The organism is Halodesulfovibrio oceani subsp. galateae, from assembly GCF_055397225.1.
Map to the genome: position 1 here is coordinate 219,547 of NZ_AP042453.1, position 11,780 is coordinate 231,326.

The 11,780-nt window shown below is 45.9% G+C and carries 10 protein-coding genes; 4 read left to right on the forward strand and 6 right to left on the reverse strand.

What is annotated here, in order from left to right; genetic code table 11:
• The first annotated feature begins 66 nt into the window (after nt 1–66).
• The 3 genes from ACZ5V1_RS00910 to ACZ5V1_RS00920 all read left to right on the forward strand — a co-directional run bounded on the left by ACZ5V1_RS00910 (nt 67) and on the right by ACZ5V1_RS00920 (nt 2,953).
• On the forward strand, nt 67–1,254 hold the full coding sequence (locus ACZ5V1_RS00910) for an ABC transporter substrate-binding protein (protein ID WP_464390184.1): 1,188 nt from the start codon (nt 67–69) through the stop codon (nt 1,252–1,254).
• The gene (locus tag ACZ5V1_RS00915; protein WP_464390185.1) at nt 1,238–2,311 is read left to right on the forward strand and encodes a nucleoside hydrolase; all 1,074 of its coding nucleotides are present in this window, start codon (nt 1,238–1,240) and stop codon (nt 2,309–2,311) included. Before ACZ5V1_RS00910 ends, ACZ5V1_RS00915 begins: the two co-directional genes overlap by 17 nt.
• 366 nt (nt 2,312–2,677) lie before the next feature.
• On the forward strand, nt 2,678–2,953 hold the full coding sequence (locus tag ACZ5V1_RS00920) for a hypothetical protein (protein ID WP_464390186.1): 276 nt from the start codon (nt 2,678–2,680) through the stop codon (nt 2,951–2,953).
• Between the two features lie 193 nt (nt 2,954–3,146).
• Here the strand turns inward: ACZ5V1_RS00920 and ACZ5V1_RS00925 are convergent, their stop codons facing one another.
• Both ACZ5V1_RS00925 and ACZ5V1_RS00930 read right to left on the reverse strand, forming a co-directional pair.
• The gene (locus tag ACZ5V1_RS00925; RefSeq protein ID WP_160714886.1) at nt 3,147–3,464 is read right to left on the reverse strand and encodes a TusE/DsrC/DsvC family sulfur relay protein; all 318 of its coding nucleotides are present in this window, start codon (nt 3,462–3,464) and stop codon (nt 3,147–3,149) included.
• 553 nt (nt 3,465–4,017) lie between these two features.
• Nucleotides 4,018–4,692 (reverse strand): CBS and ACT domain-containing protein, encoded by a 675-nt coding sequence (locus ACZ5V1_RS00930; RefSeq protein ID WP_464390187.1) that lies wholly within the window; start codon nt 4,690–4,692, stop codon nt 4,018–4,020.
• A 223-nt stretch (nt 4,693–4,915) separates the two neighbouring features.
• Here ACZ5V1_RS00930 and larC point away from each other — a divergent pair, with 223 nt between their 5' ends.
• Nucleotides 4,916–6,091: a nickel pincer cofactor biosynthesis protein LarC gene (gene larC / locus ACZ5V1_RS00935; protein ID WP_464390188.1), complete on the forward strand. Its 1,176-nt coding sequence runs from the start codon at nt 4,916–4,918 to the stop codon at nt 6,089–6,091.
• Between the two features lie 360 nt (nt 6,092–6,451).
• On the opposite strand, the gene ade is transcribed toward larC, so the two are convergent.
• The 4 genes from ade to ACZ5V1_RS00955 form a co-directional block, all read right to left on the reverse strand.
• Nucleotides 6,452–8,185 (reverse strand): adenine deaminase, encoded by a 1,734-nt coding sequence (gene ade / locus ACZ5V1_RS00940; RefSeq protein WP_464390189.1) that lies wholly within the window; start codon nt 8,183–8,185, stop codon nt 6,452–6,454.
• A 158-nt stretch (nt 8,186–8,343) separates the two neighbouring features.
• Entirely contained in the window at nt 8,344–9,693 is a 1,350-nt protein-coding gene (locus ACZ5V1_RS00945; RefSeq protein WP_464390190.1) for a D-serine ammonia-lyase, read from the reverse strand.
• Between the two features lie 25 nt (nt 9,694–9,718).
• On the reverse strand, nt 9,719–10,570 hold the full coding sequence (locus tag ACZ5V1_RS00950; RefSeq protein WP_464390191.1) for a glycerophosphodiester phosphodiesterase: 852 nt from the start codon (nt 10,568–10,570) through the stop codon (nt 9,719–9,721).
• Nucleotides 10,571–10,832: 262 nt separating this feature from the next.
• Nucleotides 10,833–11,777, reverse strand: a complete 945-nt coding sequence (locus ACZ5V1_RS00955) for a methyl-accepting chemotaxis protein (protein ID WP_464391595.1) — start codon at nt 11,775–11,777, stop codon at nt 10,833–10,835.
• Nucleotides 11,778–11,780: the final 3 nt, after the last annotated feature.

An 11,780-nucleotide genomic window follows, 5' to 3' on the forward strand; every position in this document is an offset into this window, starting at 1 on the left:
GCGTTCAACAAACCGAGGTGATTTGTGAAACAGTTTATTCGTTTTTTTGCAACGGGAGCGGTATGCTTGCTGCTTTTGTTGGCAGCGGGTTGCGGTGCAGAAGAAAAGCAGCAGGCAACAACGGATATCAGTTGGGATGAGCATGTGGTTCGTGCAAAAGACACGACCGTACGTTTTTACATGTATGGCGGCATGAATAACGTCAACGACTGGATAGACAATGTCATCGCTCCTGCTGTGAAAGAACAGTACGGGGTAACGGTTGAACGAGTGCCTATGAGTGCTCCAGTGTTTATGAATAAAATGCTGGCTGAGAAGAGTGCTGGAAAATCCACAGGCAGTATTGATCTGCTGTGGATAAATGGTGAAAATTTCAAGAATGCCCGTAAGGCTGATCTTATAGAAGGGCCTGTCACGCCGCTTCTTCCAAACTATTTAGCCTATGTGAATCCTGACGAGGCAGCGACAGATTTTGGATATCCGGTGGAGGGGTATGAGGCACCGTATGGTCGTGCGCAATTTGTTTTTGAGTACGACAGTGCTCGCACGCCGAATCCACCAAAGTCATTTGCTGAATTACAAGAATGGGTGAAGAAGAATCCTGGCAAATTTACATACCCGTCTCCGCCTGATTTCACAGGTTCCGCATTTATTCGTCAGGTTTTTTATGCAGTAACCGGCGGGCATGAGCAGTATTCAAATGGATTTGATCAGGCGTTGTTTGATGCTAATGCACCAAAGCTTTGGGCATACTTGAACGATATTGCACCGTACCTGTGGCAGGAAGGAAGAGCATATCCGAAAGATCCAGCATTTCAGGCTACGTTGTTCTCTCGTGGAGAAATTGATGTGATGATGGCGTACCATCCGACTCATGCACAGAACCGAGTTATAGACGGAACATATCCTGAAAGTGTCCGCACTTTCGTCATGGAAGAAGGCTCAATTTACAATACCCATTTTACTGCTATTCCAAAGAATGCTCCAAACAAATCCGGAGCACTTATTGTTATGAACTATTTGCTTTCCCCAGAGGCACAGCTCTCGAAGTTTTCTCCGAATATTTGGGGCGATTTCCCTGTATTGGATATGAACAAATTATCCCCAGAGGTTGTAGCACAGTTTGCTGCTGTTGATCTTGGTCAGGCAACCTTGAAGCCTGCTGAACTAAGTGCTGTAGCTGTTCCTGAGATTCCTTCTGAGTGGTTGGAAGCGTTGGAACAAGGTTGGGAAGAGCATGTTCTTAAAAAATAGTGACGCAATTCCGCTTGTTATTGATACAGACAATGCTTTTGGAATGCCGGTGCGCGATCTGGATGATGGCATAGCGCTTATTGTAAGCCTTGTGTCAGAAAAGGTAGACGTGAAGGCTATTGTTGCTTCGGCCTGTAATTGCAGGGCATACGAGGCGGCGCAAAACACTCTGTATCTTCTTAAGCAATTTGGAATTACTGATATTCCAGTAGGATTGGGAGCGGAAACGCCCCTTTCCGGTGATAGAGAGGCGCATCATCAATTTCTGGAAGCAAAAGCACACAGCGCAGGCACGGCTTACTGGGATAATGCGCCAGAGGTTCCAGCTGTAGATGTTTCCACGCTTCCGTCTGGAGTTGATGTACTGATTGAGGCTGTGCGGGCGAATCCAAACAAGATAGTGGTAGTCGCATTGGGCAGCTTTACTAACCTTGCGTTAGCATTGCAAAAAGATCCGGACATTGCTCCGCTTATTAAAGAAGTCATTCACATGGGTGGCTCGTTTGAGCCTCAGGAAGGCGAATTGGCATTCGAATGGGATACGGCGGATATTCCACCGGAAATATGGGAAACAACGCTTAGGTTTAATACATGGTACGATAAACAGGCGACCGTTGAAGTGTTGAAGGCAGGTATGCCGGTTCGCTTTATTACAGCCAATGTTACAAGCCATTATTATTTGCGACATGAGCACATGCAAAAGATTCAATCAGCTGCACATGGGATTTTGGGAAAAACTCTTATACGTAACATTGAGCCGTGGCTTGAGTGGAGTATTTTTGAACGGAAATTGGTTGGTGCGCACATGCATGACCCCTTAACTATACTCGCGCTACTGGACACGTCAGTATGTACATACAGATATATGAATGCAGACATAGTAAGGTTTCTAGCAGGATACGAACTTTTTCCACAGGATGTAGATTCTTTGTGTAAAACTGCTGATTACGCAACCAAGTCGAAGGTCAAGGTTGCTGTTAACGTAGACACTGCAAGGGCTGAGCAAGCATTATGTGATTTGCTGATCCGAGCTGTTTCGTTAGAATCTAACAGTTGAAGAAATAATTGGTTTTTAGAGAGGTTAGTTGCTACTGTTATTGTAATTAGCCAAGTGAGCTTGTTTATTGTTGACCCTTTTTTAGAGATAAAAAAACTCTGTGTATCACCAGTATACTTGAATTTGTTCGTAACTTTGCACTGCTTGTGGAAAAAAATATACTTGTTGCAAAAGTACCTGCGTTCTAGTGTGCATTTCAAGCAAGAGAAAAAATAAGTTTCTGAACGAAAAGTTCAGTAAATTTAGGTTAATAGCTCATATTTCCCGCGGATGTTTTAGGCGACGTCTTGAAAGCTTAACTTTTTCGATCGATTGAAAGAGTACGAGCTGAATCGGGAAATGAAATATATACGCTGGAGGGTCATCGTGATCAAAAATGCAATGGATGATATGATTTCAAAACTTGGGAAAGAATTCTCTGAATTTTCTGGAACTGTGCGTTCTGTGAAGAAAAATGACGGCGGAGATTTTGTCGTCACTCCCGAGGTTATGCGTAATATAGTGGGACACGTTGAAAGCCTGTTTGGAACTATGCGTGAAACACAAGAGTCCGTGCAGTTAGCTCTCGAAAGCGAGTTGTTGCAAGAAGAAAGAAAATGGATTGATTTGCTTGATAACGCAGATATGACAACAGAGCATTAAGCTATTCTCATATCAGACTGTTAGGCGATTTAGTTGTGGCATGTGTCCCCTTGATGCGAAAAGCATTGAGGGGACGTGTGTGTTTAAAGAGTGAGAATCAGCAGCGCAGTGCGCTTGCTGCTTTTTTTTGGACAAAATAAAAGCGGGAGAAAAAATCTCCCGCTTTATATGCTCAAACTGTAAGATCAGCTGACTATACGCAGCCGGTAGGCTTAGGAAGACCAGCCATCTTACATGCTCCCTTACCTGGGCCGGAAGGGAAGAGTTCGTATACCTGCTTCAATTTGAAGCCGGTGTTTTTAGAAAGGATACGCACCATAGGAGCGATACCGTTCTTTCTGTAGTAATCCTGAAGGAAATCAAGGATTTTCTGGTGATCTTCGGAGATCTCAGAGATGCCTTCAGATTCTTTAACGTAATCAACCCACTCAGGGCACCATTCTTCGAACTTAAGCAGGAAGCCGTCTTCATCAACCTCGAAAGATTTACCTTCAAAAGTAATTTCAGCCATTTTGTCCTCCTTGGACATGGTCTATAAGCGTGATATTTAGCTCAGACATATGCCGGGTTGCAGCAACAGCTGACAACCTGATGTAAAGCAGTGATCCACTGCTTGTCTCCATACAGATTTGCTCTATAAAGCAAACACTGACTTGTTAAAGCCGTGATAGTCATTTTGTCAATGGGCAAGCCCATAAAATTCGATTTTTCTTGTCGCCTTACGGAACAAAAAAAAGGAAAAAACAAGTGCTATCAACGGCGCTAAGATGCCACAGTGTTCCGAAAAACACAAGCTTCCAAACATGCTGATATTGTCAAGGATCATAGTGAGCTACCGCTGTCTGATGAAAAAAAGATAACCCTATGAAGAGCTAATCTAATGTGACAACGGTGTGAATTATAAAACCGGTTGCATTGTTGCAACGGTGCGTGTTGCAAAACAGACACATATCGACGTGAATGGCGATTTGACAAGGGCTGCGAGTGAGTACGTTCGTTGTGTGAGTGCCAAAAAGAAAGCGGCTCCAAAAGAGCCGCTTAAAAATCTACAAGACGAGTGATTTTTACTGAGGGTGAACGTTGTCACGTGCCCAGAATATAACATCAAATTGTTCTTTAAGATCCTCGATAATCTGGTTTTCCTTGGTGCGTTCCATCGGCATAATGCGGAGGTTTACTTCGCGTGTGCCTTTTCCTTCCTCTTCTTCCATAGAGGAAAGAATAGAAACAATACGCGCTTTATGCTGACGCATAACGTTCAGGATTGGGCGCAGTGTACCAGCTTCGTTTGGCAAACGAATACCAAACTGAACACCACCCTGACGGACACCGGTGATGGTGATAAGAACATTAAAAATGTCGCTTACGGTAATGATACCCACCAACTTACCGTCTTCATCAACCACAGGAAGACCACCAAAGTCTTTTTCAATCATCATCATGGCAGCATTTTCAACAGTGTTGGTCGGGCTTGTAACATGCGGATCAACCGTCATGATGTCTTTAACTTTGATTTCTGAGAGCAGGTAGTAAAGCTCGTGCACATCAAGTGTCGTAGCTTTGGAAGGAGAGGCTTCTTTTATATCTCTATCTGAGACTATCCCGACGACACGACCGCTGTGATCCACAACAGGGATACGGCTAATGTCGTGTGCTTTTAAAGCCTTGGAGGCCTTCATCATTGATGTATCGGGCGAGACAGTAATTACATCTTTTGCCATCCAGTCACGAATCAGCATGATTTTTCCTCCTGAAATACACACATACGTTTGATCATTGATAGTATACTTGTTTTATATATAAGCATTTATTTTATGGGTGAACAAGCGAAAATTGCTATATCAAAGCGACTGTACTTTGCACTATTGTTGGCTTAGTAGATATTAGATCAGATTAGTGTTTTATAACGTGTCGTGCATGGGCCGGTAGCCTTAATATACCTGTGATGAAAGGAAATAGAGAATGAAAGCGTTGTATCTTGATTGTCGATTCGGACTTGGCGGCGATATGTTTCTGGCTGCTATGCATGATCTGGGTGTGGATTTGTCGCGATTGCAGCGCATTTTTATTGAAGCAGGAATTTACGTATCAATCGCACCTGTAAGTACAATGCGACAATCAATTGTAGGCGCGTCTCTTTCTATCGAATGGCCAGATGGACAGCCGCTTCGACATTTACCAGAGATTGTAGCGATCATCGAAAAGCTTGCAGTCTCCAATGATGTGCAGACACGCTCTATAAACGCATTCGAGCGACTGGCGGAAACCGAAGCTGCCGTCCATGGTAAAGCCGTGCAGGACATACATTTTCATGAAGTGGGTGCGATAGACACACTCGTCGATGTGGTTGGTGCTTTTTGGGCAGTAGAGCAGCTTGGCATTACAAGTATCACCGCTTCCAAATTACCGTGGTTTTCTGGAACTGTTGAGTGCGAACACGGCACGTTACCACTTCCCGCGCCAGCTGTTCTTGAATTACTCAAGGGAAAACCGGTATTCGCCACAGAATGCGAACAAGAACTCATCACTCCCACCGGAGCACTACTCATAGATCAACTCGTAACGAATTTTACTTCCGGTGCTGAAGGAGTTCTGTTGCAAACAGGTCTCGGCTACGGTCAAAGAGAATCCGGTGGCGGAATTCGCATAAGTCTTCTTGAGTTAGAGACGCCGGAGCAAACAACTCCCTCAACTTCTGACACAATTACGGATGAAATTTACGTTCTCGAAAGTCATATCGATCATCTGACAGGCGAGGAGTTAGGGCGTTGTTTCGACATATTCATGGATGCCGGAGCGCTGGACGTATTTTTCACCGCAGGGGTAATGAAAAAAAATCGACCAGCGGGAAGTCTTAAAGTTCTCTGCAAGCCAAGCGAGTTAGCAAAAATAGAGCAGCTGTTCTTTGCCCACACGCATACCCTCGGTATTCGCAGGCAGAAAACAGAACGCGTGCTCCTGCCACGCAAAGAAGAGCGTACAGAAACCCCCTTCGGCGAGATGGATGGCAAAAGCTACAGTGTCGACGGGATGACAATTTCCAAGCCTGAGTACGAAGAGCTCGTCAAATTTTCAAAAAAAACAGGGCGTAGTCTGCCAGAGCTTCGCTACATGCTATATGGTAATACTAAGCCGTAGTTAGTTAGGTTTTTGTCTGCGACGCTTTTTTTTATGTCTCCGACGGCTGGGCTGAAACTTTTGCAAAGTTTCCCCCAGACCCCCTTCAAAACTTTTTATTATGCGAAGAACGCCCGTAGAGTAATTTCTCACGCGGCTTAATGACACTGACTTGAATAATAACAAAAGGCTGCCCTTCATATGAAGGACAGCCTTTTTTATTTACCGAAAGGTAGTGGAGCATAAGCCGCGAAACAAAATAAGCAACGGGCTAAACTCGCAGATAAAAGTCTTTGGAGATTCCTAAGAACCTTTCTACAGAAAGGTTCTTAGGCCGCCGGAGGCTCGTCGAAGACCCGCCGGAGGCCACTCTACTTACTATTAGTCAGCTTCAACAGGAACAAAGGAGAAGGTGGTCACATCAAAGAGACCGCCGTCTGTAAGTTTGAGGGCTGGAATTACTGGCAAGCTCATGAAACTGAGGGTCATGAACGGCTGCAGTTTCGGGTTGATGCTAAATTCTTTGGAAAGATTCAGCAGCTCTTCCATTTTTGTAGCAACTTCCTGCGCTGGCTGGTCGGACATAAGCCCTGCGATTGGCAGTGAGAGGTGCCCGAGCACTTTGCCGTCGCGAACGAGGGTGATGCCACCACCAATTTCTTTGAGATCGTTGATGGCAACGAGCATGTCTTCGTCGTTATCGCCTGCAACTACGATGTTGTGTGAATCGTGTGCGATTGTGGTGGCGATTGCACCATTTTTGATGTGGTAGTTTTCGAAGATGCCGAGGCCGATGTTGCCAGTTGCATTGTGTCGTTCAACCACAGCAATTTTGGTAAGCCCTTCGTTCTGCTTTGCGTTGAAGCAGCCTTCTTCATCCAGAACAACTTCTTTGATAACGCACTCGGTAAGTACTGTGTCAGGGATAACGCTTATGGTGCGTACGTTGTTGCTGGAAAGCTTGAGCTTGAGATCGTTGAGTGTGATGTCGGCAAGATTCACAGTGTCGCGAACGGAGTCACGTACAATCTCTTTTGGTTCAACAAGCAAGACGCCGTTTTCGGCAATCTGGTTACCATCTGTGAACACGTGGCTCACTTCAAAATTGGTAAGGTCGCGGACGATCATAATGTCAGCGTCGTAGCCTGGTGCAATTGCGCCTTTGCCTTTAAGGCCATAGCATTCTGCTGCATTCAGGGTGCCTATGGTAATTGCTTTAAGTGCGTCAACGCCTTCTTCTACAGCAATTTTCAGGTTCGTATTTATGTGACCGTTTGCAAGAATATCTGCTGGTTCGCGGTCATCTGTGCAGAATACGCAGCGACGGTAATTTGCATCGGTAAGACCTTTTGCGAGTACGCGGAGATCTTTGGTTGCTGAACCTTCACGGATGAGCACGTACATGCCGAGGCGAATACGCTCGTGCATTTCTTCTATGCTAGAACACTCGTGATCAGTTTTGATTCCGGCTGCGGCATATGCGATGAGATCACGACCGGATAAGCCCGGAGTGTGACCGTCGGCAATGCGATTGCGTGAGGATGCCATGTAAATTTTGTCCAGCATTGCTGGATCGCTGTTGATAACAGCAGGGAAGTTCATAACTTCAGCAAGACCATGCACACCTTCATGATCGATCAGCTCGGAAAGTTCTTTTGCTTCAAGGATAGCACCGGAGTTTTCGAACGGTGTTGCTGGAACGCAAGAAGGAAGCATGATGCGTACATTAAGCGGTAGGTCTTTGGATGCATCCAGCATGTAGCGAATGCCTTCCAGACCGCATACGTTCGCAATTTCATGCGGGTCTGCAACGATGGTGGTTGTGCCGTATGGCAGAACACACTTTGCAAACTGTGCGGGAGAGACAACAGAAGATTCAATATGAACGTGCCCGTCGATGAGACCTGGCATAAGGTATCCACCAGCAGCATCAATGGTTTTTGCAGCTTCGTATTCGCCGAAACCGACAATTTTACCATCACCGATGGCAACAGAGCTTTCGAAGACTGTCTGAGAGAACACATCAACAACTTTACAGTTAGTAATGAGAGTATCTACTGGAGTTCGTCCAGCCGCCATGTCAATGCGGCGGGCAAGAGCTTCGCGTTCAGTCATGATCTATCCTTATATATGATTGGTAGCATAAAATTTGTATTAAGTACGGAGCAAATATCACGTAACACGTTTGGATGAAAGGAGAAGACTTCTCTCTTTGTATCTTTCAGTAACGTGTTGATGATACTTGCATTGTGTTCGCTCGAGGGCGTGATTGGCTAAGGCTTGTCGCGCAACCTGCAGCCGGCTTCGTAATATTTTTGCATTTCTTCACGCGGTACCATGCTCCCGCCTGTTCCCCACGCAATGTGTGTTGCTGTTTTCATATGATCTTGCAGCCCGTGTTGATGCAGGTACTCTTCGTTATGTTGAATGCGCGCAATGCCCGACATTCCGGCAAGTGCGGAAGGTTCCATCCAAATATCTTCTGTATCTGCAAGCAGTGCCAAGAGCTCGAACATGGTATCATCACTGACGGTAAAAGCACCATCTATCAGGTGTTGTAATGTTTTGCCTACAAAGCCTGAAGGGCGACCGACGGCAAGGCCGTCTGCAACTGTGCGGTTGTCTATTCCAAAATCCTGAACAGAAACAGCATCGTGCAAGCCTGTATGCAAGCCGATGAGCATGGCTGGAGAATGGGTTGGCTCTGCAAAAAAACAATGAACATTGTCACCAAAGGCAAGCTTGAGACCGAAAGCAACTCCGCCGGGGCCACCGCCTACTCCGCATGGGAGGTAAACAAAAAGCGGGTGCTCTGTATCTACTGTGATGTTTGCTTCTGTTAGCTGTTTTTTGAGCCGTTCCGCTGCCACGGCGTATCCCATAAAGAGTGTGACGGAATTTTCATCATCGATAAAATGGCAGCTTGGGTCGCCTTCTGCCTGTTTTCTACCTTCCGCAACAGCGAGGGAGTAATCGGAATCGTACTCGATGACGTTTACTCCTTTTGAGCGCAGCATATCTTTTTTCCACTGCCTTGCATCTGCTGACATATGAACACTCACGGAGAATCCGAGCTGAGCACTCATGATGCCGATGGAGAGTCCAAGGTTGCCTGTAGAGCCGACGGCGATGGTGTAGTTGCTGAAAAATTGACGGAATGTTGCGCTGTCCAATTTTGAATAATCGTCGGAGAGGGAAAGGAGTCCGGTTCCGCACGCAAGGCTTTCTGCATGATTGAGAACTTCGTAGATGCCACCACGAGCTTTGATCGAACCGGAGATAGGCAGGTGGCTGTCACATTTGAGCAGAAGTTCTCCAGACAACGACATATTGAAATAGTTTGCTAATACACTCTGCATATTCGAGATGCGCCGAAGCGGAGATTCAATAAGTCCTTGAGCCTGTTGTGTCTCAGGAAAAACTTTTTCGATGTATGGACGGAACCGTTCGAGCCGTGCTGCTGCATCCTCAACATCTGCTTTTGAAAGTGCAATGTGTTTCATTGCATCGACAAACGGTAGAGTGTCCGGATTGAACCATGTGGTTTCAGCCAGCGCTATTGCATCACGGATAAGAGGATCTGTTTTCCATTCTTGAAGAGTTTTTTCTGAGTATGTCGGCACGGAGAACTCCTGTTAATTGTGTTTGCTAGCTTGAGATTACTTTTTGTATGGCGGCAATGGCACGATCTGGGAAATCGGAGATAAGGCCGCTAGTTCCCCAGTTTGCAAAGGCGTATAATTCATGTTCGCAGTTAATTGTCCAGATGTTAACCATGAGTCCGGCTTCGTGCAGGGCTTTGATGTCGTCTGCTGTCGTAAAAGTGCGGCATGGATGGTATGCGGAAGCGTTAAGCTGTTTACAGTATTCAACAGGTTTTTCGATGCGCTCTTCAGTTAGAACTCCCAAAGGCATGTCCGGCATTTCTGTGTGAATAGTTTTTAGATAGTCATGGTTGAAAGAAGAGATCATTGTCTGTTCTTTTACGTCATGCTTGAGAATTTGTTCGAGAATGATGTGCACAATGGTATGGCTGTGATCATCGATTGTAGTCTGATCTTTTATCTCAAGATTGAGCAGCATGCCTGACTGTTTAATAAAGATGAGCAGTTCGTCTAATGTGGGAATGGTAGTGCCGGTAAATGCTGATGCAGCTTCAGCGGAAACTTTGCCGTTTTTAATCTGCGCATGCGGGTCGCTTTCTGCGTACCACTTGCCAGCATCAAGGGTTTGCACTTCTTCGAGTGTCAGGTGATGAATACCTGTTTTTTCGCCATGTTTTTGCAGATGTGGAAGTTCTGCAATGTTGGTGGTGCGGGTGAGCACGTAGTCATGAAAAATAACCGCGTATCCATCCTTAGTCAGGTTTACATCAAGCTCTATCGCTTCAGCACCAAGTTTATGGGCTATATGAAACGCGGGCATGGTATTTTCCGGAGCGTAAGCTCGTGCACCACGATGCGCATGCGTAATGCATTCGTTAGCTTTTTCAGTAAACACAGTCTTCTCCTGTACAGTCTGCCAATGTTACGTTGAATATATAGCAAGGTGTGGTGGCAGCAATACATGCTTGCATGGTTTTATGTACCGACAAGAACGCCATATCACCCATAGGGCAGAGAGTGAAGACTGAAGTTATGAAGGAGCGTTGGTAGCATTTTCAAGTGCGGATGTGTTTGTTGGCGTGATCTGGATGGCGAAAATTATATCGAAACCATAAAAAAAAGAGCCCGTGCCTAACACACGAACTCTTTTTTCATTATTACTGTTGGAGATCATCAATAAGTGTTTTTAAACTCTGAGCTAGTCTGGAAAGCTCAACCACTGCGTGTGAAGATTCCGTAAGCGCCAGTGCTGATTCATCCGCAAGGCGGTTGACCTCACCGGCTGCTCCGGCAATTTGTTCTGCGGCGGCGGATTGTTCTTCGGCAGCCGTAGCGATGGATCGTACTCTGTCAGAAGTTTCCATAACCGTATCTACAATTTGTCCTAACGCCTTGCCCGCATTATGTGTTTGGGCAGTGGTGTTTTCTACAAGTTCAGCAACACCTTGCATATGATCGAGAGTGCCGTGGGTGCTTTTTTGGATGCCCTGTACCACAGACTCAACTTCTTTGGTTGCATTCATTGTCTTTTCAGCAAGCTTGCGGACTTCATCCGCAACAACTGCAAAGCCTCGTCCAGCCTCTCCTGCTCGTGCTGCTTCAATTGCAGCGTTGAGTGCGAGCAAGTTTGTCTGGTCTGCAATGTCATTAATCACACTGATAATATTACCAACCCCGTCAGCCTGTGTTCCTAACTCCGTAAGAGTCTTTTGCATTAAGCTGGCGTGGGAATGTACCTCTTCTGTTGAGGTCATTACCTGAGAGACAACCGTTGCGCCTTCTTCGGCTGTTTTACGAGCATCATCCGCATTTTCTGCAGCATCGGATGCGTTTCTAGCTACTTCAAGGGTGGTAGAGTTCATTTCCTCGATAGCAATGGCAGATTCACCGACGCGCGCAGCCTGAGTGGAGGCGCCGACTCTACACTGTTCTACCTGTGCAGACAGTTCTTCAGCAGCAGAGGACACTTGATCTGCAATGGAATGTGCCTGTGCAGCCGTGTCAGCAATACGCTCATTCTGACGAAGAATGACAGACTCGTTTTCATGGATTTCTGTCATATCATGCCAGAATGCTACTGAACCGAGCAGTTTACCATCCATGTC